We start from the raw sequence: 22,369 nt of genomic DNA on the forward strand, positions 1-22,369 counted from the left end.
CCTCACCTCTCCCTATAAAACCTGTACTGCTTTAAATCTTGGAGGACAGACATTAAGACAAGTCCCGCATTTTATACACTCATCCTGAATTATCACATGGGGCTGCTTAATTTCTCCTTTTATACAGTTAACTGGACATCTTTTAGCACATATTCCACATCCTTTACACTTTTCCGGATTAATATTATAAGTAATAAGTGCCTTACAACTCTTAGCCGGACATTTTTTATCCTCTATATGAGACTCATATTCATGTCGGAAATACTTGATAGTAGTCAAAACTGGATTAGGAGCACTTTGTCCCAGTCCACAAAGCGAAGCACTCTTTATCTCTAAAGCCAAACTTTCCAAAAGCTCTATATCCTCTTTAACTCCTTTGCCTTCACATATGCGTTCTAGTATTTCAAGCATTCTCTTGGTACCAATACGACAGGGGACACACTTTCCGCAGGATTCTTTCTGGGTAAAATCCAGGAAAAAACGAGCTATATCAACCATGCAGGTAGTTTCGTCTAAAACTATCATCCCACCTGATCCCATTATCGCTCCTGTACAGGTAATAGACTCATAATCAACCGGGGTATCCAAAAGCTCTTCCGGAATACATCCACCGGAAGGCCCTCCTAATTGAACTGCCTTAATTTTTTTATCATCTCTTATCCCGCCGCCAATATCAAATATAATCTCCCTTAAAGTCATACCCATAGGTATTTCTACCAGCCCGCCTCTTTTAACTTTACCGGCCAGCGCAAAAACCTTGGTACCTTTGCTAGTTTCAGTACCTAAAGCGGCAAAAGCCATTCCGCCATTCCTTATAATCCAGGGTATATTAGCAAGGGTTTCCACATTATTTATATTAGTAGGCATACCCCATAATCCTTTTTGGGAAGGAAAAGGAGGCTTTAACCTCGGCATCCCCCTCTCTCCCTCGACAGAGGCAATAAGAGCAGTTTCTTCACCGCAAACAAAAGCCCCAGCTCCCTGTTTCAACTGGATAGAAAACGAAAAATTGCTTCCCCATATGTTAGACCCTAAAAAACCTTTCTTTTCTGCCTGACTGATAGCTATTTCCAATCTCTTAACTGCCAGCGGATACTCTGCCCGTACATAAATAATGCCAGTATCAGCTCCTATAGCATAGCCTGCTATAATCATACCTTCCAGCAAAGCATGGGGATCGCTTTCCAAAATACTTCGATCCATAAAAGCCCCCGGGTCCCCTTCATCAGCATTACATATAACAAACTTCTTATCACTTTTTTCCTGCCGGGTAGCCTCCCATTTCCTCCAGGTGGGAAAACCTGCTCCCCCTCGGCCTCTTAATCCCGAAATTTTTACTTCTTCTATTACTTCCTCCGGTTTTAAATCAAAAAGACATTTTTTTAAAGCTTCATAGCCACCTTTTTCTATGTATTGATCAATATTCTCCGGATCTATAATCCCTGAATTGCGTAAAGCTATTCGGTTCTGCTTGGTTAAAAAATCTTTAGAAGCTAGCAAATACTTTTCTAATGGTTCCTGACAGTTAAGATGGTGATTAATTATCTCTTTTATCTTATCTTCATTAACTCCACCGTAAGTAAAAATTAAGTCCTCAGTCAAAATTATATCGACAATAGGCTCGAAGTAACACATACCTATACAGCCTGTTCGCTGCAGCACAACCTCCGGATAGTCTTTAAACTCCTGCTCAACTGTTTTCCATACCACATCTGCACCAGCAGCTATTCCACAACTGCCCATTCCTATCCGTACCAGCATTCTATTCACCTTCCCCCACAGCAAACTTATCTTTCTTATATATATCCCTTATTATCTGTACCGCCTTATCAGGAGTTAAGGGACCATACGCCTGCCCATTAATCATCATAACCGGAGCTAAGCTACAGCAGCCAAGGCAGGCAGCATTTTCCAGAGTAAAAAGGCCATCTTCAGTAGTATCTCCTACCTTTATGTTCAGTTCCTGACATAAAGCAGTTTCAATCTGTTTCGCACCATTAACATGACAGGCAGTTCCCTGACATAAAAGAATAAGATACTTGCCTATCGGAGTAAGCCTAAATTGCGTATAAAACGTAGCTACTCCCCATACCTTGGCTGGTTTTACTCCCAGACTTGCAGCAATGTAGTGCAAGGCTTCTGTCGGCAAAAACCCATATATTTCCTGGGTTTTCTGTAAAACCGTAATTAAACTGCCTTTTTCTTCTCTATACACTTTTAATACATCTTCCAATAAAGATAAGTCTACCTGCCCTGAGGACAACCTGGCAGGGACCGAATCTTTCCCCCCACAACAACAACTCATTGCCTACACCTCTTTTATCTGGATTTTATTATGCTAATAAACTTATTTTTAAATTATAACAAAAGTAAAATATATTAAAATATTTTCCACTCATGTATAATGTGTACTAACCCATCATTTAAACAGATAAAAATTAAACTCCTCTCCTAAAATAATTTTCTGGAGAGGAGTTTTCATTAAGTTTCGTTTATTTCCTTTTATCTATTATATCAGCATTCCTTTGCAAATTTTCAATATAGTTACTAAATACTTTATTTCTAGCCTCTTCCTCCAGCTGATATCTCAGTTCTTCTTTTACTTCTTCCAGTTTTTTAATTCCACCTGCTACTTTTTCTCCTGCTTTTATAACATGATAGCCGAATTCAGTCTTTACCGGTTCCTGGGTAATTTCACCGGGCTTAAGCTTCAATGCCGCTTCCTTAAAAGGGGTTACAAAATTGGTACTTTCATTAACTATACCTAAATCCCCGCCCTTTTCCCTGCTTGGGCACTTAGAATACTTTTGCGCCAGCCTGGAAAAATCTTCTCCCTTATTAAGCCTGGCTATAATAGATCTGGCTTCTTCTTCACTATCAACCAGTATATGATAAATCCTTATGCCACCAGGTTCCTTAAACAGGTCCTCATTTTCTTCATAATACTTCTTAACTTCCTCATCACTTACTTTAACATCAGAAGTAACCCTTTCTTTAAGCTCCTTATACATCTTTTCTATCTTTAGCTGCCTTAATAATTCTTTTTCCGTCATTCCTGTTCGCTTTAAAAAATCCTTATACCCTTTTTCTCCCATATGTTCCTTAAATGCCTGCAAATCAGCTTCTAGTTCTCTATCATCGATCTTAATCCCCTCTTTTTCAGCCTGCTGTCTTATAAGAACCTGTAAAACCAGGTCATCATAAGCCTTATCCTCTATATTCTTAAGCAGGTTCTTGTCTTTATGTTCATCGATTTTTCCAGCTTCCAATTCATAGCTGTTCTTAAGCATATTATAGTAGCTGCGGAACTGTTCTCCGGTAATTTCTTCTCCATTAACCACAGCCACTACCTCTTCTTTTTTCTCGGCACATCCAGCAAAAATTAAAGCGGCCATAAGTAAAATAAAAAATAAAACCCTCTTCACCTCTATCATCCTCCTTTCCTGGCTAAAAGCAATTATAACATACTCTCATGGCAATAAAAATAAAAAAGGGAGCCTTAATGCTCCCTAAAATATTCCATTTTAGGCTAAAATTATACAATACCCTGTTCCAGCATAGCATCGGCTACTTTCTTGAAGCCGGCTATATTGGCTCCAACTACCAGGTTACCTTCACATCCGTATTCCTTAGCCGCTTCGCTGGCTTTTTTATGAATGTTAATCATTATTTCCTTAAGCTTAGCGTCTACTTCTTCAAAAGTCCAGCTGAGCCGCATGCTGTTCTGAGTCATTTCCAGAGCTGAAACGGCAACCCCACCGGCATTAGCAGCTTTTCCTAAACCATAGAGAATCTTGTTTTCCAGCCATACATCGATAGCTTCCGGAGTACAGGGCATGTTAGCACCTTCTCCTACGGCAATAACCCCATTGGCTACCAGGGTTTTGGCATCATTTTCATCCAACTCATTTTGCGTAGCACAGGGCAGAGCAATATGGCAGGGGATAGTCCAAATGCCTTTGCCTTCGAAATATTTGGCATCGCTGTGATAACTTACATATTCTTTGATCCGTTTTCTTTCTACTTCCTTTATCCGTTTGATAGTGTTCAAATCTATTCCTGATTCATGGAGTATATAGCCATTAGAATCACTCATGGCTATTACCTTAGCTCCCAGCTGCATAGCTTTTTCCGCAGCATATATGGCAACATTGCCAGAACCGGAAATAACAACCTTCTTGTCTTTGAAGGTTTCTCCCCTGGTCTTCAGCATTTCCTCAACAAAATAAACCAGGCCATATCCGGTAGCCTCTTTTCTCACCAGGCTTCCGCCCCAGGTAAGGCCTTTGCCGGTTAAAACCCCTTCATAGACATTCCTTATCCGCTTATACTGGCCGAACATATAACCAATTTCCCGGGCTCCTACCCCAATATCTCCGGCCGGTACATCTGTATCGGCTCCAATATGCCGATAAAGCTCAGTCATAAAGCTCTGGCAAAAACGCATGATTTCCCCGTCCGATTTGCCTTTCGGGTCAAAGTCGCTTCCTCCTTTACCTCCTCCTATAGGAAGTCCGGTAAGGGAATTCTTGAAAATCTGTTCAAAACCCAAGAACTTAAGGATGCTCAAATTTACAGAGGGATGGAACCTTAAACCGCCTTTATAGGGGCCAATAGCACTGTTAAATTCTACCCGGTAACCGCGGTTTACCTGTACCTTGCCGTTATCATCCACCCAGGGCACACGGAACATGATTACCCTTTCCGGCTCCACAATTCTTTCCAGGACTCCAGCTTCTACATATTCGGGATGTCTTTCAATAAACGGTTCTAGGGACTCCAGCACCTCTTTAACCGCCTGATGGAATTCAGGTTCATTAGGATTTTTTTCCACAACTCTCTTTAGCAGATCTTGCACATATGACATAGCCTTTCCCCCTTTGGATATTTACCAATATATATTTTTATATTTTCAAATTATAAATTTTATATAGATAAAGTAAATAGCTTAAGCAAAGATATATTGTATTCATTTTTGGTATTTAAAAATATTAGTACTGGCTCGTTCATTATCTTAACATGATATTAATTTTTTATATTTTTATCTTGTGATTTTTTTCTTTATCAGTCGCAAAAACTTCTTGTACTATCAAAAACAAGGTATATATAGCACTATTATTTCTAAAACCAGTCTATATGCCAGACTAACACCTTGCCAAAAACCTATTTTAAGAGGTTAATAGCATATGTTATAATAATAAGCAGCTTGCTTTTGTGATTACAATAACAAAATGTGAATATCACACCATATAAAAAACCAAAAACGCCTTATTAACTGCCAATTAGGCTGGGGAAATTGTATACAACCACATATAGTATTAAAATTTATAGTAGAAGAGGGAACGGAAAACCCCAAGGAAAGGAGGAAGTAGCAAATGAAGTACATTTCAGTAGTAGTACCTGAAGAAATCGACCGCGAACTTCGTTTTGCCTGTGCGGATCAGGCTACTACCAAATCCCGCCTGGTGAGAAAACTAATTGAAGATTATCTGGAAGAATGGCGCAAGGAATTTGAAAAAAAAGGTTCGTTGCCCCTAGATGAAGAAACCAAATCGGAATAGGTCTTCACTCGTTAAGCCCGGATGTTTAAACATCCGGGCTTATTTTTTTGTCTAGAACGATTTAGAAAAAATATACTGAAAATTCTCATTAATTTATTTGTTTTCTTTTTTTTGCTAATTTGGTTTTGTTAACATGTTATGTTATTATGTTATTAAGATAACAATATGTGATGTTTTATTACAGGGGGGGTTAATATGCTGGCGGGAATCGCAGCAGCTGCCATATGCATATCACTGATAGCTGGAACAGTAAGCATGCTTCACGTTTTCAAAAAGGTTTATCTGGAATCGTAATAAGGTTAATTACGGCGTGATGGCTTTTACCTTATAAAGGGGGGATAAAGAATGACAGAATTGCAAAAAATATTTCTCTTTTATACATTCATGTATTTCATGGTAAAAGGAGCTTTATTTGTGGCTCTTTATGTGGTAACTATAATCCTGGAGAAAAAAGCTAGAGAAAAACATGCTTTATTACAGGCTTATCTGGCCAAAAAACGTGCTGAAGAAAAAAAGAGATGGCAAACTGCCTACAATCTGTACCTGCGTAAATATCAGCCAGCTGAAAAAATCAAATTATCCCGAGCTGCATAAAGTCCTACATCTTAAATTAAGGCAAAAAAAAGAAGGGGCTTACTTTAAAAATAAGTCCCTTTTGGCTTTATTTGCCAAACTATTTTTATTATTCGCGCACCTGAACAACCATCTCTACCTCACAGGCTGCATTTAAAGGCAGAGCATTTACCCCTACCGCTGCCCGTGCATGTATCCCCTTTTCACCAAAGATTTTTTCCAAGAGCAGAGAAGCTCCATTTATAACCTGAGGCTGTTCATAAAAATCATCGGCACTCTGCACATATCCGGTTATTTTTACGATCCTCTCCACTTTATCTAAGGAACCTATACAGCTTTTCAAAGCAGCCAGACAGTTTATAAGGCAAATCTCGGCTGCCCTCTGACCCTCTTCTACCGACAAATCCCGGCCCAATTTGCCGCTGTAAACCAGTTTACCTTCTCTTAGCGGCAACTGTCCTGAAATATAAACAAATTCTCCGGCCTTAAGAGCTGGGACATAAGCAGCTAACGGCTTTGCCACTTCCGGTATAGTTATCCCCAGGTTGTTTAGCCTTTGTTCAATATTCATATCCTAACCTCCTTATCTTATAATACCCTCTAAAACTGCCCATATGAATATACCATAAAAAATTCCGCCCAAAACCAGAATACCAGCACTGATGACCTTACGTTTTTTAAGTTCAAACAGGATAAGACCTGCTGATGCCAGGGCAATTACCGCCGCCAGGAACATCCCGCCGCTTTTGAGCTGCCAGTCGGTTAAAAAAATCCCTATGGCAGGTATAAGAGAGCTTTGAAAAACCATAGCTCCGGTTATATTTCCCAAAGCCAGAGTATCTTTGTCCCGGGAAATCCAAATAATGCTGTTAAACTTTTCCGGAAGCTCAGTAGCTACGGGAGCTATGATGAGAGCCAATATAAAAGCAGGCACTCCATACATAACGGCAATCTCCTTAACCGAACCCACGAAAAGATTTGCTCCCCAAATGATGAGAGCCAGTGCCACCACAACCTGCAATATTATTCTTCCCAAGGCTGGCGATGGGCTGCGGCGGTCAAAATAACATGGGGGTAAACAGTGATCTGCCTCTTCTTCCCTTTCTTCACTTACCAGAACATATAAATAATAGGCATAAGAAATAATCATAAAACCAGCAATTATAAGCTGCCAGTGGCGAAGTTCAGGGGGTATAAAACCAGTCAAAACCGCAGCCGTGAAAACAATCAAGAAAAATCCCAAATCGCGCGACATCGTTTCATAATCAGCAACTACAATTCTCCCATTCTTTCTTTTACCAGCAAAAAAAAGCACTGATACGCCGGCTACAAACATAGCCAGGGTGGAAAGCATTAAAGGAGCTCCTAGAATAGCTCCTATGCCTATTTCGTGGCCTTCATCCCCGTGTCCAAACAAAATAGCAATAAGAGGAATCATCGTTTCCGGAAGCGCAGTCCCTACCGCCGCCAGTACACTTCCTACTGCTCCTTCGGAAAGATCAAGTTTTTTTCCCAGCCATTCCACCCCGTTAACAAAAACTTCCGCTCCCACAAGAATAACTCCCAGACTGATAATAAGCACAGCTATACTGCTCATTATTTGCTTTTCTCCTTCCTCAAGCCTCATCTTGCCTATGAACATTATTTTCTTCTAACTAGTTATTTAATCATTTATATAAATTTTAATCAAGCAAAATGCCAAAATTGGCCTGGTATTTAAAAATAGATAAAAGTAAAATAGGGAAAGATAGTTTTAATCTTTAAAAACCTGTTTATTGGAGGTTAAACCCATGTCCTTCTATGCCGACTATCATGTGCACACCAGCTTTTCTGGAGACTGCAATGCTTCCATGGAAAGTATGATAAAAAGGGCTATCAGCCTGGGCTTAAAAGAGCTGGCTTTTACCGATCATGTAGATTTTGATTATCCTGACCCCAGCTTTGAGGCTATAAATTATGATATATATACAAAAGTATTTGAACAGCTTAAAAAAAGATATCAAAAACAGATACACCTAGTCCTGGGGGTAGAAGTAGGATACCAGCCCCATGTCCGATCTGCCATTGAAAAACTTTTGCAGGATTATCCTTTTGATTTCGTTATCTGCTCTACCCACATGGCCGATCACCTTGATTTTTATACCGGTGATTTTTTTAAAGAAAAAGAGCAAAAAGAAGCTTACTTAAGGTACTTTGAAAATATACTGGAAGCTGTTAAGCAGTTCCACAATTATGATGTTTACGGACATCTGGACTTTATCGTCCGCTATGGAAACTTTCCGGAAAAAACTTTATCCTATGCTGATTATAAGGATATAATCGATGAAATCCTTGTAAGGATTATAGCCAACGGTTCCGGTATCGAAATAAATACTTCCGGCTATCGTTATAAACTTAACCAGCTTCACCCTCAGGCAAGCATCGTTAAAAGGTACCGCGAACTGGGCGGAGAAATAATTACTATAGGCTCTGATGCCCACAGAGCTGAAGATATAGCTTCCTATTTCAATACTGCCTACACCCTGCTTAAAGAACTGGACATAAAATATATAGCTACCTATCGCGGCCGAAAACCGCACATGATAAAAATAGTATAAGCCGGGGGACTGCCCGCCCGGCTTATATTTATACTTCCTTTTTTAATTTTATTAGCAATAACAGGAAAGGCCTCCATCAATCATAAAAATATTTCCCGTCAGCCATTTTGACTCATCCGAAGCAAAAAATATTATGGCTGGACTCATGTCTTCCGGATATCCTATCCTTTTCATGGGAAAAAGACGAGTAAGTTTATCCATCTTTCCACTGGCTTCCAGATGATCAAGCATAGGCTGCAGCATAGGAGTAACAATATGGGAAGGGCACAAGCAGTTTACCCTTATCTTAGGTCCTAATTCTGCTGCCAAAGCCCGGGTAAGCTGAACTACTCCCCCTTTCATGGCACAGTAGGCAGATTGGTTCTTGGTTCCCAAAACCCCTAAAATAGAAGAAACATTTATTATGCTTCCTCCCCCGCTTTCCAGCATAAGAGGAACCATGACCTGAGTAACCAGGAACACGCTCTTTAAATCCACCTGATAGGTATAATCCAATTCTTCCGGCGTAATCTCCAAAAAAGGCTTTACCATAGCTGAACCAGCATTATTCACTAATATGTCCAGCCTCCCCCATTCATTTTTCACCATATCCCGCATCTTCCTTATGTCTTCTATTTTCGTAACATCTGCCGGACAGGCTATAGCCTCCCCACCCTGTTCCTTAATCTGGCTAACTGTTTCCTTCAGTGGTTCTGGCCTTCTTCCCGCTACCAGCACCTTAGCTCCTTCTAAAGCCATATCGATAGCTGCCTGCCTGCCGATTCCCGTCCCCCCACCTGTGATTATCGCCACCTTATCTTTAAGCCGCATATTTTTACCTCCTGAATTTATAGTAATAAAATTATTTAAAGCATTTATTCTGCATATAAATTTTTTTCCCTTTTCCCGTTATGCAGAAAATAAAAATCTTATTAAAGCATAAGGCGGCCTTAAAGCCGCCTTACATCAAAATCAAGATTATTTATAAACCTTTCTTCAAAATCGGCTTCCCGGGCTAGTTCCACATATTCCACTTTCCCCTTTATCTCTTCCGCTTTTTTAAGCATCTTAGACGAAACCAAAGCCATAATGGCTCCTTTAGCTGCCGCATTGCCGATATTTTTTATTTTGGAAACCTCAACCCCGGGAAGCAACCCTATTTTTATACAGTTTGTCGGATTAAGATAAGACCCAAAAGTTCCCGCCAGCAAAATATAATCCAGATCATCTTCACTTATGCCTGCTTTATGCATAAGGATATCTATAGCCGTCCTTATGGCCCCCTTGGCCAGCTGTACCTGTCTTATATCTTCCTGATTGAAGACCAGAGGATTATTCCTTACCATTTTTATGTCATCACATATTACAATTTCGCTACCCCGGCTGCCTGCTGTTACCTTAAGCCTTTGGCGGGCTTTTTCCGTAATTATTCCTCTATTGTCAATATAGCCAGCCGTGAGCAGGCAGGAAACCAGATCTATTACCGCCGAACCACAGATATTTTTTACCTGTCCCTCCCCTATAAAGGTAAATCGCAAGTTTTCTTCCTCATCCAGATAAAACTTGTTTATACTCCCTTCTTCAGCTCTCCCGCCACTGGTAATATTGCCTCCCTCAAAGGCAGGCCCTGCTGCTGCTGAAGCTGCCCACATCCTATCACCACAGGCTAGCACCACTTCTCCATTTGTTCCTATATCAACCAGAAGGTATCTTGCAGGAGGATCTGGTTCCAGACTTAAAATACAGGCTACAGTATCCCCGCCTACAAAACCTCCTACCTGCGGCAGTATAAATAAATCCGCCTGCATATTGACATTTATCCCTAGTTTCCACGCTTCTAATTTCAGACCTTGCTTAAAAATTCCCGCATAAGGTGCAGCCGCAAAGCCTCTAACACTTAAACCAGCCAGAAAATGCAGCATAACCGGATTGCCAGCCGCCGTAATCTTGTAAATCTGCTCTGTCGATATATTCTCTTCTTCTGCCAGCTCTTTTATCATGCTGTTAATATTATTTATCAATATTCTATGCATTTTATTAAGTCCATCTTCCTTTTCCAGACAGTAGCTTACACGCGATATTATGTCAGCTCCATAAATCCTCTGCATATTCGTTCTGGAAATTACTCCTTTTATCTCCCCTTTTTCGAGATCTACCAGAGCCGCAAAAAGGCTGGTAGTCCCCAGGTCCAGAGCAAGACCATAAACCCCTTCTATTTTCTTATCTATTCTTTTTACTACCCGGTTGTCAAAAACCAGAGCCTTAAGCTCTATAGCTGGCCGCCCTGCCCTATCGAATAAAAGCAAGTGGTTTAAATTATCCATAGTAAGATCCAGTTTATAACCATGCCAGGCTTCAACTAGCCGGTCATAAATAGGGCTGGGTGCTAAATCATCCAGGCCAGGTATAAAAAAATTTACCACCTTTACGGTTTCTTCATCGCGGATCATTTCCGGGCTAAAGGCAAAAGGAGCCTTATCACTTAATCGAAATTCTGCATTTTTTTCTTCTACATATACAGATACTTCCCCTGCTATCCGGCAGTGACAGGCCAGCCTTATACCTTTGCGTATCTCATCAGGAAGCAGCTTTTCCTTCTCGGTAGAGGTTAAATCATTTACCTTTCCTTCTACCTTTATTTTGCACTTGCCGCAGTAGCCCCGTCCCCCACAGTTATTATTATCATCATTTATAAAGTTATGGGCTGCTAAAAATGACCATAAATCCTGCCCCGGTAAAGCCCAAAAAACCTGGCTCTTTTCGCCTGTTATTACATTTATTCTTGCTTTTTCTTCCACCGGTCCCACCTGCTCTTAATTTTTAAGTTTTACTCTCCTCGTCCCGGTATAGATGTTAAAACGCTCCTCCCGGGTAAACCCTATTACCGTCATATCATGGGCCAGAGCAAACTCCACCGCCATGCTGGTAACCGCTGCCCGGGAAACCAGAAACTTAAGCCCCATGTTAAAAGCCTTATAACATATTTCATGGGTAATCCGTCCGCTGCTTAAAAGCAATTTATCCTCTAAGCTTATACCCTTTTGCAAACAGTAGCCGTATACCTTATCTACGGCATTATGCCGACCCACATCTTCTCTGGTAACCAGAATACTATCTTTATCGGCAATACTCATTACATGAACTGCTCCTGTCATCTTGTGCAGTTCAGATATTTGCAAATGTTTTTCCATCAAGCCTAGAATATCTTCGGCATAAACAAAAAAGTCAGCACCCTTCCTGTTATTATCAGGCCCCGGTATAAAGGAAGAATTATTTAAAAATACTTTAATTTCATCATTATTAATAATAATATCGTTAATTTCCCGGCAATTTTTAATCTTCCCATTTATAGCCAGATTGCCAATTACCAGCTCTTCCAGATATTCAGGCGTACAATAAAAACTGCCGTAAAAGTGGTTATCTACCCATACTTTATAACCATTTTCGCAGATTATATAATCTTCTTCCTCCTTTAGCCCTTTTCCCCTTCTATATCTTTTAATAGTGCGGCATATAGTTTTATTATCCAGATACTGTTCTTTTTCCAGCACAATTAAAGCCTCCTTAACTTAAATAGTAAAACATTCAGGTCTATCTACACAAAAAGGCGGCCAAAAGCCGCCTTTAAATCTCATTATCACGTATAAGGTTATTCGGCCTTGGTTTCTGCCATCAGGACAAAAGCAAAGATAAAAACCCAAACTAATGAAACTACCAAAGCCAAAGTAGCACGGGATAAATCCCCTTCGGCATATGCTTTATTACCCATAGAGTAAAGATAATTAAATACAATAAGCCCTACTCCAGTTAAAATATATACTGCTTTCTTTACCCCTTTGGATAGAGAAAAATTCTTAGCCCATCCACAGAATTTAACAAAAATTATGATCGATAAAATGACTACCAAAATAGCAACTACTGGATGGGAAAATATTCCGCCACTTCCTGCATGAGCAGCTCCTGCTCCAAATACCATAAAAACCGTTCCCCCCTCTCTTTAGGAATTATTTTATTATTTTATCCCCGTTGATACAAGCCCCATAGCCAAAATACAAACCCAACTTATTTCCGGTCATTAGTATTATTCGGTTTATTTTTCTTTTTTCCTGCTGAAAATAAATTATTTTAAAAAAGAAGTAATTTTCCTGCAATTCATTCCTGCCCTTTACAAAATTTTTAATATTTATTATAATTATGCCTGCGAAAGTCAGTCATGATAAAAGAGTAAGCAAATCGGATAGCCGCGGGTATATGTTCTATATACCTGAGGAAAGTCGGAGCTCCACAGGGCAGGGTGCTGGATAACGTCCAGTGGGGGCGACCCCAAGGAAAGTGCCACAGAAACAAACCGCCACGGAAGGATTTATTCCGTGGTAAGGGTGGAAAGGTGAGGTAAGAGCTCACCAGCGTTTAGGCGACTAAACGGCTAGGTAAACCCCACCCGGAGCAAGACCAAATAGGGGAACTAGGAAGTGGCCCGCTTCGTTCCCGGGTTAGGTCGCTTGAGGTGTCAGGCAACTGGCATCCCAGATAGATGGCTATCCTCGACAGAACTCCGCTTACAGATTTGCTTACTTAAAATACGCTAAAAAAGTGCGCCTATGCTAAAGGCGCACTTTTTTATTTGGCAACCCCTACTTTAATTCGCCGCTTTCTTCAGTCCCAGTTGGGCTGCTTTTCTGCTCCAATTTCTGCCCTTTTTTGCTTTCCAGTTTAGCTTTATTTTTCTGTTCTTTCTTGGCCATTCTTTTACCCCCTTTATTTCCTGACCAGTATTAAAGGCTATTAATATTATGCTACTAAAAATTAAAACTATACATTTCTGTTTTATAGGTTCTGGCTTTTTGTCAAAAGTTGTCCTAAAGGCTTATATTTTTTCTATTGTAAAAATTTTTCATAAGTTTTACCATGTTATTAAGGTAGAGTTTTTGATTAATTTTTAATTTTTTCAATAGTTAAATAATTACATTTTGTCATTAATTTTAAAATAGTGTAATAATTGCACCCAAATCAGGCATATAGATTTAAAGGACAAGACTATATTTTAGAGTTTTTACGAGAGAGGGGTGTTAAAAATATGCGTGAAGTTGTTGTGGTAAGCCTTTGCCGGACAGCCATAGGCAAATTTATGGGAAGCCTGAAAGATGTACAAGCCAAGGAACTAGCTATAACTGTTGGCAAAGCAGCTATTGAAAGAGCAGGAATTACCCCTGATATGGTGGACGAAATTACTATGGGACAGGTATATCCCCACATGCAGGGTTCTCTTCCCGCCCGCCAGGTAGCCATGGCAATAGGCTTGCCGGTCAGAAGCGCTGCTGTAAACATAAACCAGAACTGTGCCTCCGGCATGCGCGCTATGGAAATCGCCTGCAATGACATAATGCTTGGAAAAACCGATATAGCTCTGGTCATAGGTGTGGAAAGCATGACCAATGTACCTTACATGCTTCCTAAAGCGCGCATGGGTTACCGTATGAACCATGGCACTATTGAAGATGCCATGATCCACGATGGGCTCTTCGATGCTATGGTACCTGGACATATGGGAATTACGGCCGAAAATGTTGCGGAAAAATACGGCATAACCCGCCGCGAATGTGACGAACTTGCCCTCATGAGCCACCAAAGAGCAACCCGCGCCGTAAAGGAAGGCTTCTTCAAAGAGGAAATAGTCCCGGTAGAAATTAAAACTAAAAAAGGCACCATCCTTTATGAAACTGATGAGCACATGATCCCTGATGCCAACCTGGAAGCCATGAGCAAACTGCCTCCTGTTTTCAAAAAAGACGGTGTAGTAACAGCAGCCAATGCTTCCGGCATAAATGACGGAGCAGCAGCAGCAGTAGTAATGTCTAAAGAAAAAGCACAGGAATTAGGCCTAAGCCCACTAATGAAACTGGTAACCATATGCAGTGAGGGGGTAGATCCCAAAATCATGGGGCTGGGCCCGGCCGTTGCTATTCCTAAAGCTTTAAAACTAGCCGGGCTTAAGTTTGACGACATCGAGTACTGGGAAATAAATGAAGCTTTCGCCGCTCAGTTTTTAGGAGTAAAAAGAATGCTCAAAGAAGATTATGGCATGGAACTGGATATGGAAAAGTGCAATCTCAACGGATCTGGTATTGCTTTAGGACATCCGGTAGGATGTACAGGGCTGCGCATAATTGTATCCCTGTATTATCAGATGGTAAGGATGGGAGCTAGACTCGGCGGGGCTTCACTTTGTGTCGGAGGCGGCCCGGCCATGGCTTCTATCTGGAGCAGAGATATTTAATTTTAAAAAGATGGGGGGATTTATTTTATGGATTTCCGGTTAACTGAAGAACAAGAAATGATGAAAAGAATGGCCCGCGAATTTGCCGACAACGAAATTGCTCCTTATGCGCAGGAATGGGACAAAAACAATATTTTCCCGGAAGAAACAGTTAAAAAAATGCACGAGTTAGGCCTCATGACTATAGGCGTACCTGCCGAATACGGAGGCCCGGGACTTGACCATGTTGCCCAAAACATAGTAACGGAAGAAATTGCCCGCGGCGATGCCGGTATCGCCACTACCATGGCTGCCAGTACCCTGCTGGCTGCTGATCCTGTCTTGATTGCCGGCACCCATGAGCAGAAAAAATGGTTTTATGGCATGCAAAATGAAGGAGCCATCGCTGCCTTTTGCCTTACCGAGCCGGAAGCTGGTTCTGATGTAGCCAACTTATCAACCCGCTGCATAAAAGATGGAGATTATTATATTTTAAACGGCACCAAACAATTCATAAGCAATGGTGGAGTAGCTCAGCTCTATGTAGTTTTTGCCACCCTGGATAAAAAACTGGGGCATAAAGGAATATGTGCATTTATGGTTGATCGCAATACCCCAGGAGTATCGGTAGGACCCAAAGAAGATAAACTGGGAATAAGAAGCTCCAACACCACCCAGGTAATATTTGAAGATGTCCGCGTACCTGCCAAAAACCTTCTGGGCAAAGAAGGTGAAGGATTCAAAATCGCTATGAAAACCCTGGATCTTTCCCGCGCTTCCGTAGCCGCCATGGCGGTAGGAGTTGCCCAGGCCGCCATGGAAGCATCTATTAAATACGCCAAAGAGAGAAAACAATTCGGCAAACCGATTGCTTCTTTTCAGGCTATACAGTTTATGCTGGCTGATATGGCCCAGTACATTCACGCTGCCCGCCTTTTATACCTGGAAGCATCAAGCCGTCAGGATATGGGGCTTCCTTTTACCCAGATAGCATCCCTGGCTAAATGTTTTGCCGGTGATGTAGCCATGAAGGTAGCTACGGATGCGGTTCAGATATTTGGAGGCTACGGCTATACCAAAGAATACCCGGTGGAAAAATACTTCCGAGATGCCAAGATAATGCAGATATTTGAAGGAACAGCTCAGGTACAAAGACTGGTTATTGCCCGCGACCTTCTGCGTGACTAGTTAATAAATAAGGGGGGCTCCCCCCCTTCGTTTTTGCTGGTTTTCGAGGATTTTTATCTAATAATCCGCAGAAACAGGGGGAAGTTTTTTTCCTGACTTTATCAGTTCCCCCCTAAAAAACCTGAAAACAGGCAAATCTAAAGATAAAAATGTATAAATTGTACCTACAACTGTTTTACCAGGTAAAACATTCTTAACCTTTCTAGACTTAAAAAGCAGGCCTAAACAAAGACCTGCTCTAATTAAAATCTTCTTTTTTAATTCCTCCATCCTTTCTTCTGCAAGCCAGTCAATTTGGCAATTAGCTTTATAAGATCCAGCTCCTTTTCCTCCAGAATTTTAGCAGAGCATAAATACTTACTGCTGCCCAGGTTCCTTCCAGAAATAAAAACCCCCACTGATGCCCCAAAAAAGCTATGTAGGCCAGAGTTCCGGTAGCAATAAAATTGGTTAAGTTAAAAGCTCGTCCTTCGTTGGATAATTTCCCCGTTTGCAAAAGGGCATAGGCACCTAAAACTGCTACAGAAGCTAAAAAAGCGATTACCTGGTTCACAACTCCTCTCCCTCTCTTATAAATTCTGTTCTTTTAAATCAGCCGCTTTAATCTCCTCTACAATCCTTTCCGCTATCACTTCATTTCCGGCTACCAGGGAAACCCCGCGTTTTTCTTTAAGATATATAACCTTCCCTCCAGCCTCTTCCACTAAAAACGCACCTGCCGCTACATCCCACAGGTTAAGGTTCAGCTCCCAGTAACCATCAAAAATCCCGGCCGCTACACAGGCCAGGTCATAAGCAGCCGAACCTAATCTCCTTATCCCTCTTACCCGGGGCTTAAAATGGCAAAAATACTTCAGGTTATTGTCTGGATGTATAGCGCGGTCATAAGGAAATCCGGTGGCTAAAAAGGCATTTTTAAATTCGGTTTTTGAACTCACTTTTATCCTCTTATCGTTAAGATAACTCCCTTCTCCTTTTACGGCTGTAAACATCTGTTTCAAAAAGGGAGCATAGACTACCCCCAGAACCGTTTCCCCCCGGTACTGCAAAGCAATGGAAACGGCAAAAACCGGAAGTCCCTGCGCATAATTGGTAGTCCCGTCTAAAGGGTCAACTATCCACATGTAATCAGATTTTATGTCGTAAGTCCCTGCCTCCTCGGAAAGAATACTGTGGTCAGGATAATTTCCCTTAATCCCCTCCAGGATAATTTTTTCGGATAGATAATCAACCTCGGTTATCAAATCAATAGAAGTTGACTTAGTTTCTATATTAAGATTTTTATCCAGATACTCCATCTGCACCCTACCTGCTTCATATGCCCATTTTTTAGCCCTTTCCAACATTTCAGTCCCGTCAAGCAATTTTTAAAAACCTCCTCTGCTCACAGTACAGAACCACGGAAAAATCTCCGTGGCCCTTTATTACGATTCGAACTAGTTTTTAAAAAAAGAACCGTCCCCAATTTAAAATCTGTTACGAATCGTATTTTCCTTGTATGAGGTAGAATACTCCATTGATGCTGGTCAGGGATATATCCCGGAAACCTGCTTCTTTTAAGAGTTTTTGCATCTCTTCCCGGGAGATTCTGTGTTCAAGCGGAGGGCCGGATTCGGTCTCTTTTTTCTCCCATTCTATGATAACTATTTTCCCACCCGGCTTTATAATCCGTTTTACCTCTTTTAAGAAAACACTCCGGTTTTCTGCTTCATGCATAACATGGCACAAAAACCCGATATCAACACTGTTATCTTCTAAAGGCAATTTATTCTCCTCGTTTTTTATTACATCGACATTATCGATATTTTCCAGGGCCAGCTTTTCTTTTAATACGGCCAGCATTTCCTCTGATAAATCAAGGGCTATAATTTTGCCTTCTTTTCCTGCCAGGCGGGCTGCCGGCAGGGTAAAATAACCGATACCGCAGCCTATATCGGCCATAATCATACCAGGTCCCAACCCTATTCCCTTTAAAATCTCGTCCGGAGGAAGGAGCTCTCTTCTCTTCGGGTTATCCAGCTTGTGCATGTTCTTTTCATCAAACTTATGTCCCATTTATCTTTATTCCTCCATTACTTCTATACTATCCCCTGCTTTTACCCAGCCTGACTTTATAACCCGGGCAAAAACCCCTTCTAATGGCATTACACATTTTCCTACCTGTCTTTTTATCGCACAGCCTTGATTATGGCATTCTTTGCCGATAGCAGTTATTTTAAGCACTGCCTCCCCCACTTTAAGACGGGTTCCTATCGGCAGGGAGAAAACATCTATGCCTTCTACTGTCAGGTTTTCGGCAAAATCCCCGAAAACGGGATTTAAACCTTGTTTTTTCATTTTTTCTATACTGGAATAGGAAAGGAGGCTCACCTGCCTTAAGCCTTCCCCGCTGTGAGCATCCCCTTCTATCCCCCAGTTTTCCCTGATATAAGCTTTACCTATATTATGCTTTTTTTCTCCCTTTTTTTCCGAAATATTTACGGCTAAAACCTTACCCTGCATCTTCTTCCTCTCCTTTATTAATACTTCATATTTTGAATCTATTAAGCCTTAAGGCATTTAATACTACGGAAACTGAACTGAAGGCCATAGCCCCTCCGGCAATTACCGGACTTAAAAGTCCTCCCATCGCCAGAGGAACAGCAATTATATTATAGATAAAAGCCCAGAACAAGTTTTGTTTTATATTTTTAAGTGTAGCCCGGCTTAAGGCTATGGCGGTAGGAAGTTTGGCCATATCCCCACCCATAAGGATTATCCCGGCCGTTTCCGCAGCAATATCAGTTCCGCTCTCCATCGCTATACCTATATCAGCCTGAGCCAGAGCCGGGGCATCGTTTATGCCATCACCTACCATAGCTACCGTTCTGCCTTCGGCCATGAGCTTCTTTACCACTTCTGCTTTTTCCGCCGGCATAAGTCCACCTTTTACTTTTTCAATCCCCGTTTTTTGGGCTACACTAAGGCAGGTATTTATATTATCTCCGCTTAACATCCATACTTCAATACCCATGGCTTTAAGCCTGTTTACTGCCACATCAGCCTCAGCTTTTATTTTATCGGCAACGGCGGCTATTATGGCTATTTCCCCATTTACAGCCATTAATACCGTAGTTTTGCCTTCTTTCTCATAAGTATAAATTATTTGTTCGGTTTCCGGGCTATAAATCCTGTTTTCTTTCATAAAATTATAATTCCCGATTATGATCTGGTTTCCATCTACCCTGGCTTTTACTCCCCTGCCCGGTATTACCTGAAATTCCTCCCACATAATTATCTCAGCTGCTGATGGAGAATTTATGCCCTGGGCTACAGCTATACCTACGGGGTGATTGCTTAAAGCTTCCGCCCCTTTAAACCAGGCTAGATACCTGGTCTCTTCCTCCTTAAAAGGCTCTAATACTTCTAAATCAGTAAGCATAGGCCTTCCTTCCGTAACCGTACCTGTTTTATCCAGGACTACGGTATCGATTCTACCGGCTTTTTCTAAATATTCCCCTCCCCGTATTATTATACCTAAAGAGGCTCCCCGCCCGGTTCCTACCATAACTGATACCGGAGTGGCAAGCCCTATAGCACAGGGACAGGCAATAACCAGAACCGCAACCCCATTTAAAAGGGCATGAACATAATCCCCCTTATCTAAAATAAAATACCACATGCCAAAAGTAATCCCGGCCAGGACTAAAATAACCGGCACAAAATATCTTGCTACTGTATCTGCCATCCTCTGGATAGGAGGCTTATCCGCCTGGGCTTCAGCAACCAGCCTTATAATCTGTTCCAGAACTGATTCTTCTCCCAGACGGGTAGCTTTAATCTTAATCATTCCCAGCTGGTTAACTGTTCCTCCTATAACCTCATCCCCCGGTTTTTTATCTACCGGCAAACTTTCTCCGGTTATCATGGATTCGTCAACAGCGGAATAACCTTCCACTATTTCTCCATCAACCGGTATCCTTTCTCCCGGCTTTATCAGAACGATATCTCCTTTGCGGACATAAGAAACCGGTATTTCTTTTTCTCCCTCCGGAGTAATAACTACAGCGGTTTTAGGTTTTAAATCCAGCAGCTTCTTTATGGCCTCGGAAGCTCTGCTTTTGGCCGAAGCCTCCAGATATTTGCCCAGCAGGATAATGGTAATAAGCATTACACTTACTTCGAAATAAAGAGGAGCCTCAGGTAAGAAAAATACGGCGAAAAGGCTGTAAAAATAGGCAACACTGGTCCCTAATGCCACCAGTACATCCATATTAGCCCCACCTGTTTTAAGGGCATAATAAGCTCCCCGATAGAAATAAGCTCCCAGCCCGAACTGCACAATCGTTGCCAGCATTATCTGCAGCGAGGGAGACATCAAACTTGCGGGAAAAGGCAAAGAAAAAAGATGAGAAGCCATCATTCCCCAAAAGGGGAGGGAAAGAAGAAAGGAAAGTATAAATTTTTTCTTTAACTTTTCCTTTTCTTCCTCCTGCAGCAAAAATAAATCTTTTTCTTCCTTATGGGAAATAAGAGCTTTATAGCCCAGGCTTCCTATGAGATCGGCAAATTCTTTTTCTCCCTTTTCTCCATAGTATTCAACTACTGTCTGTCCGGTAGCCAGATTTACCGATACTTCTTTAACTTCAGGCAATTCTTTAAGTTTGTTTTCAATTTTAGCCGCACAGGCAGCACAGCCCATGCCTTGAACTATTAAGGAAAGCCTCTTAGGGGAAACTTTATAGCCTAATCCTTCTATCTCCTCGACTATCTGGGATGGCTTTATCCTGTTTTCGTCATATTCAACTTCCGCCTGGTTAAGGACCAGATTAACATGGACATTATTTACTCCTTCTCTGGCTTTAAGTTTATTTTCAATGCGGGCTGCACAGCCTGCACAGCTCATACCCTCTATATTAACTCTTGTTTTTTCCATAATAGATCCACCTTTTATCCAAAAAGCTCCGTACTCAAATACCTCTCGCCGGTATCAGGAATAATGGCAAGGATCCTGGCTCCCCGGGGAGCCTTTTTAGCTATTTTCAGCGCTGCATATACAGCTGCCCCGGCAGAAATCCCGCATAAAACCCCTTCTTCCCTAGCCAAACGCCGGGAGGTATTAAAGGCATCTTCATCATCAACTTTTATGATTTCGTCTATTATATCTTTTTCCAGCACCGAAGGGATAAATCCGGCTCCTATACCCTGAATACCGTGCCTGCCCGGCTTTTCTCCAGAAAGGACGGCGGAAGAAGCAGGTTCTACGGCTATTATCTTGATATGCGGATTTTTTTCTTTAAGAAAGCGGCCACTTCCGGTTAAGGTTCCTCCCGTTCCTACCCCGGCTACCAGATAGTCTAATCTTCCTTCGGTATCTTCCCATATCTCCGGCCCGGTAGTAAGGTAGTGGATTTCCGGATTAGCCAGATTATCAAACTGCCTAGGCATAAAGTAGTCTTTATTTTCCCTAATCAGCTCTTCCGCCTTTTCAACTGCACCTCGCATCCCTTTTTCACCCGGAGTCAGGATTATTTCGGCTCCATAAGCTTTAAGGAGCTTTCTTCTTTCTATACTCATCGTTTCCGGCATAACGAGGAGGAGGCGGTAACCTTTAACGGCAGCCACCATAGCCAAACCTATGCCGGTATTGCCGCTGGTAGCTTCTACTATCGTTCCTCCCGGCCTCAGCTTTCCTTCCGCTTCGGCTTTTTTTATCATATTAAGGCCAATACGGTCCTTTACGCTCCCTCCCGGATTAAAAAACTCCAGCTTGGCCAGGAGCTCTGTTTCCTGATTAGGGTTTATCCTTGAAAGCCTTACTATCGGAGTCCGCCCGATCAAATAAGTTATGTCCGCTGCTATCACTGTCTATTCTCCTTTCCCGGTAATCTGCAATAGCCTTTTTAAGCGCATCAGCCGCCAGATTTGAGCAGTGCATCTTTACTGGCGGAAGTCCACCTAAAGCTTCGGCAACTTTTTTATTAGTTATCTTTTCTGCTTCGGTAAGGGTTTTTCCTTTCACCAGCTCGGTTATCATACTGCTGGTAGCAATGGCCGCAGCGCAGCCAAAGGTCTGAAATTTTATATCGGCAATCTTATCATCTTCTACCTTTATCTCTATGCGCATTATATCTCCGCAGGAAGCATTTCCTACCTCCCCTACCCCGTCGGCATTTTCAACACTTCCTACATTGCGGGGATTTAAAAAGTGGTCCATAACCTCTCTTGTATACATC

The 22,369-nt window shown here is 41.7% G+C and carries 22 protein-coding genes, 1 other RNA gene and 1 pseudogene; 6 read left to right on the forward strand and 18 right to left on the reverse strand.

Going from position 1 to position 22,369, the window contains the following annotated elements; all coding sequences use genetic code 11:
* Nucleotides 1-12: 12 nt before the first annotated feature.
* The 4 genes from nuoF to gdhA all read right to left on the reverse strand — a co-directional run bounded on the left by nuoF (nucleotide 13) and on the right by gdhA (nucleotide 4,867).
* Entirely contained in the window at nucleotides 13-1,761 is a 1,749-nt protein-coding gene (gene nuoF, locus BUB92_RS05810) for an NADH-quinone oxidoreductase subunit NuoF (RefSeq protein WP_073091468.1), read from the reverse strand.
* A 1-nt stretch (nucleotide 1,762) separates the two neighbouring features.
* A complete protein-coding gene (gene nuoE / locus BUB92_RS05815; RefSeq protein ID WP_423230200.1) occupies nucleotides 1,763-2,233 on the reverse strand; it encodes an NADH-quinone oxidoreductase subunit NuoE in 471 nt (156 codons plus the stop codon).
* A 259-nt stretch (nucleotides 2,234-2,492) separates the two neighbouring features.
* Nucleotides 2,493-3,425 carry a peptidyl-prolyl cis-trans isomerase gene (locus BUB92_RS05820; RefSeq protein ID WP_073091474.1) on the reverse strand — a complete coding sequence of 311 codons (933 nt, stop codon included), beginning with the start codon at nucleotides 3,423-3,425 and terminating at the stop codon, nucleotides 2,493-2,495.
* A gap of 110 nt (nucleotides 3,426-3,535) precedes the next feature.
* Nucleotides 3,536-4,867, reverse strand: coding sequence for an NADP-specific glutamate dehydrogenase (gene gdhA, locus BUB92_RS05825; protein WP_073091477.1), 1,332 nt, complete (start codon nucleotides 4,865-4,867; stop codon nucleotides 3,536-3,538).
* A 508-nt stretch (nucleotides 4,868-5,375) separates the two neighbouring features.
* Between gdhA and BUB92_RS05830 the strand changes: the two genes are divergently transcribed.
* Nucleotides 5,376-5,561 carry a ribbon-helix-helix domain-containing protein gene (locus tag BUB92_RS05830; RefSeq protein WP_073091480.1) on the forward strand — a complete coding sequence of 62 codons (186 nt, stop codon included), beginning with the start codon at nucleotides 5,376-5,378 and terminating at the stop codon, nucleotides 5,559-5,561.
* Between the two features lie 345 nt (nucleotides 5,562-5,906).
* A complete protein-coding gene (locus BUB92_RS05835; RefSeq protein WP_073091483.1) occupies nucleotides 5,907-6,155 on the forward strand; it encodes a hypothetical protein in 249 nt (82 codons plus the stop codon).
* An 88-nt stretch (nucleotides 6,156-6,243) separates the two neighbouring features.
* On the opposite strand, the gene BUB92_RS05840 is transcribed toward BUB92_RS05835, so the two are convergent.
* On the reverse strand, nucleotides 6,244-6,705 hold the full coding sequence (locus BUB92_RS05840; protein WP_073091486.1) for a RidA family protein: 462 nt from the start codon (nucleotides 6,703-6,705) through the stop codon (nucleotides 6,244-6,246).
* A 12-nt stretch (nucleotides 6,706-6,717) separates the two neighbouring features.
* Entirely contained in the window at nucleotides 6,718-7,731 is a 1,014-nt protein-coding gene (locus tag BUB92_RS05845; RefSeq protein ID WP_073091489.1) for a sodium:calcium antiporter, read from the reverse strand.
* 193 nt (nucleotides 7,732-7,924) lie between these two features.
* On the opposite strand from BUB92_RS05845, the gene BUB92_RS05850 reads away from it, so the two are divergent.
* Complete coding sequence (locus tag BUB92_RS05850) at nucleotides 7,925-8,731, forward strand: histidinol-phosphatase HisJ family protein (protein ID WP_073091492.1); 807 nt, start codon at nucleotides 7,925-7,927, stop codon at nucleotides 8,729-8,731.
* A 51-nt stretch (nucleotides 8,732-8,782) separates the two neighbouring features.
* Here BUB92_RS05850 and BUB92_RS05855 read toward each other — a convergent pair whose 3' ends face one another.
* From BUB92_RS05855 to BUB92_RS05870, 4 genes are all read right to left on the reverse strand, one after another.
* Nucleotides 8,783-9,541: an SDR family NAD(P)-dependent oxidoreductase gene (locus BUB92_RS05855; RefSeq protein WP_073091495.1), complete on the reverse strand. Its 759-nt coding sequence runs from the start codon at nucleotides 9,539-9,541 to the stop codon at nucleotides 8,783-8,785.
* 119 nt (nucleotides 9,542-9,660) lie between these two features.
* Nucleotides 9,661-11,508 (reverse strand): ASKHA domain-containing protein, encoded by a 1,848-nt coding sequence (locus BUB92_RS05860; RefSeq protein ID WP_073091498.1) that lies wholly within the window; start codon nucleotides 11,506-11,508, stop codon nucleotides 9,661-9,663.
* Between the two features lie 15 nt (nucleotides 11,509-11,523).
* A complete protein-coding gene (locus tag BUB92_RS05865) occupies nucleotides 11,524-12,261 on the reverse strand; it encodes a formate dehydrogenase accessory sulfurtransferase FdhD (RefSeq protein WP_073091502.1) in 738 nt (245 codons plus the stop codon).
* Nucleotides 12,262-12,359: 98 nt separating this feature from the next.
* Nucleotides 12,360-12,686: a hypothetical protein gene (locus BUB92_RS05870; protein WP_073091504.1), complete on the reverse strand. Its 327-nt coding sequence runs from the start codon at nucleotides 12,684-12,686 to the stop codon at nucleotides 12,360-12,362.
* 249 nt (nucleotides 12,687-12,935) lie between these two features.
* Here BUB92_RS05870 and rnpB point away from each other — a divergent pair.
* The 3 genes from rnpB to BUB92_RS05885 all read left to right on the forward strand — a co-directional run bounded on the left by rnpB (nucleotide 12,936) and on the right by BUB92_RS05885 (nucleotide 16,154).
* Nucleotides 12,936-13,288: RNase P RNA component class A (gene rnpB / locus BUB92_RS05875), an RNA gene on the forward strand.
* A 499-nt stretch (nucleotides 13,289-13,787) separates the two neighbouring features.
* Entirely contained in the window at nucleotides 13,788-14,987 is a 1,200-nt protein-coding gene (locus tag BUB92_RS05880; protein ID WP_073091507.1) for a thiolase family protein, read from the forward strand.
* Between the two features lie 27 nt (nucleotides 14,988-15,014).
* Nucleotides 15,015-16,154: an acyl-CoA dehydrogenase family protein gene (locus BUB92_RS05885; protein WP_073091509.1), complete on the forward strand. Its 1,140-nt coding sequence runs from the start codon at nucleotides 15,015-15,017 to the stop codon at nucleotides 16,152-16,154.
* Nucleotides 16,155-16,211: 57 nt separating this feature from the next.
* On the opposite strand, the gene BUB92_RS05890 is transcribed toward BUB92_RS05885, so the two are convergent.
* The 8 genes and pseudogenes from BUB92_RS05890 to nifU all read right to left on the reverse strand — a co-directional run.
* Nucleotides 16,212-16,424 (reverse strand): hypothetical protein, encoded by a 213-nt coding sequence (locus BUB92_RS05890; protein ID WP_073091512.1) that lies wholly within the window; start codon nucleotides 16,422-16,424, stop codon nucleotides 16,212-16,214.
* A gap of 37 nt (nucleotides 16,425-16,461) precedes the next feature.
* Nucleotides 16,462-16,707 (reverse strand): CBU_0592 family membrane protein, encoded by a 246-nt coding sequence (locus BUB92_RS05895; RefSeq protein WP_073091514.1) that lies wholly within the window; start codon nucleotides 16,705-16,707, stop codon nucleotides 16,462-16,464.
* A 16-nt stretch (nucleotides 16,708-16,723) separates the two neighbouring features.
* Nucleotides 16,724-17,518, reverse strand: coding sequence for an inositol monophosphatase family protein (locus BUB92_RS05900; protein ID WP_242939010.1), 795 nt, complete (start codon nucleotides 17,516-17,518; stop codon nucleotides 16,724-16,726).
* Between the two features lie 112 nt (nucleotides 17,519-17,630).
* Nucleotides 17,631-18,209, reverse strand: a complete 579-nt coding sequence (locus BUB92_RS05905; RefSeq protein ID WP_073091516.1) for a class I SAM-dependent methyltransferase — start codon at nucleotides 18,207-18,209, stop codon at nucleotides 17,631-17,633.
* Nucleotides 18,210-18,215: 6 nt separating this feature from the next.
* A complete protein-coding gene (locus BUB92_RS05910) occupies nucleotides 18,216-18,656 on the reverse strand; it encodes an MOSC domain-containing protein (protein WP_073091519.1) in 441 nt (146 codons plus the stop codon).
* Nucleotides 18,657-18,681: 25 nt separating this feature from the next.
* A complete protein-coding gene (locus BUB92_RS05915) occupies nucleotides 18,682-21,069 on the reverse strand; it encodes a heavy metal translocating P-type ATPase (protein ID WP_073091521.1) in 2,388 nt (795 codons plus the stop codon).
* A gap of 14 nt (nucleotides 21,070-21,083) precedes the next feature.
* Nucleotides 21,084-21,998 carry a cysteine synthase A gene (cysK, locus tag BUB92_RS05920; protein ID WP_073091523.1) on the reverse strand — a complete coding sequence of 305 codons (915 nt, stop codon included), beginning with the start codon at nucleotides 21,996-21,998 and terminating at the stop codon, nucleotides 21,084-21,086.
* Nucleotides 21,999-22,005: 7 nt separating this feature from the next.
* Nucleotides 22,006-22,368: pseudogene (gene nifU / locus BUB92_RS05925) on the reverse strand (Fe-S cluster assembly scaffold protein NifU); the annotation flags it as partial.
* Between the last annotated feature and the right edge of the window lies 1 nt (nucleotide 22,369).

The organism is Thermosyntropha lipolytica DSM 11003, assembly GCF_900129805.1.
GTDB classification, from domain to species: domain Bacteria; phylum Bacillota; class Syntrophomonadia; order Syntrophomonadales; family Syntrophomonadaceae; genus Thermosyntropha; species Thermosyntropha lipolytica.

Excerpts from the sequence above, each read along its gene's own strand:
- nuoF (WP_073091468.1), bottom strand. The coding sequence starts at position 1,761 with ATGCTGGTACGGATAGGAATGGGCAGTTGTGGAATAGCTGCTGGTGCA.
- gdhA (WP_073091477.1), bottom strand. The coding sequence starts at position 4,867 with ATGTCATATGTGCAAGATCTGCTAAAGAGAGTTGTGGAAAAAAATCCT.
- BUB92_RS05830 (WP_073091480.1), top strand. The coding sequence starts at position 5,376 with ATGAAGTACATTTCAGTAGTAGTACCTGAAGAAATCGACCGCGAACTT.
- BUB92_RS05835 (WP_073091483.1), top strand. The coding sequence starts at position 5,907 with ATGACAGAATTGCAAAAAATATTTCTCTTTTATACATTCATGTATTTC.
- BUB92_RS05840 (WP_073091486.1), bottom strand. The coding sequence starts at position 6,705 with ATGAATATTGAACAAAGGCTAAACAACCTGGGGATAACTATACCGGAA.
- BUB92_RS05845 (WP_073091489.1), bottom strand. The coding sequence starts at position 7,731 with ATGAGCAGTATAGCTGTGCTTATTATCAGTCTGGGAGTTATTCTTGTG.
- BUB92_RS05850 (WP_073091492.1), top strand. The coding sequence starts at position 7,925 with ATGTCCTTCTATGCCGACTATCATGTGCACACCAGCTTTTCTGGAGAC.
- BUB92_RS05855 (WP_073091495.1), bottom strand. The coding sequence starts at position 9,541 with ATGCGGCTTAAAGATAAGGTGGCGATAATCACAGGTGGGGGGACGGGA.
- BUB92_RS05870 (WP_073091504.1), bottom strand. The coding sequence starts at position 12,686 with ATGGTATTTGGAGCAGGAGCTGCTCATGCAGGAAGTGGCGGAATATTT.
- BUB92_RS05880 (WP_073091507.1), top strand. The coding sequence starts at position 13,788 with ATGCGTGAAGTTGTTGTGGTAAGCCTTTGCCGGACAGCCATAGGCAAA.
- BUB92_RS05885 (WP_073091509.1), top strand. The coding sequence starts at position 15,015 with ATGGATTTCCGGTTAACTGAAGAACAAGAAATGATGAAAAGAATGGCC.
- BUB92_RS05890 (WP_073091512.1), bottom strand. The coding sequence starts at position 16,424 with ATGGAGGAATTAAAAAAGAAGATTTTAATTAGAGCAGGTCTTTGTTTA.
- BUB92_RS05905 (WP_073091516.1), bottom strand. The coding sequence starts at position 18,209 with ATGGGACATAAGTTTGATGAAAAGAACATGCACAAGCTGGATAACCCG.
- BUB92_RS05910 (WP_073091519.1), bottom strand. The coding sequence starts at position 18,656 with ATGCAGGGTAAGGTTTTAGCCGTAAATATTTCGGAAAAAAAGGGAGAA.
- BUB92_RS05915 (WP_073091521.1), bottom strand. The coding sequence starts at position 21,069 with ATGGAAAAAACAAGAGTTAATATAGAGGGTATGAGCTGTGCAGGCTGT.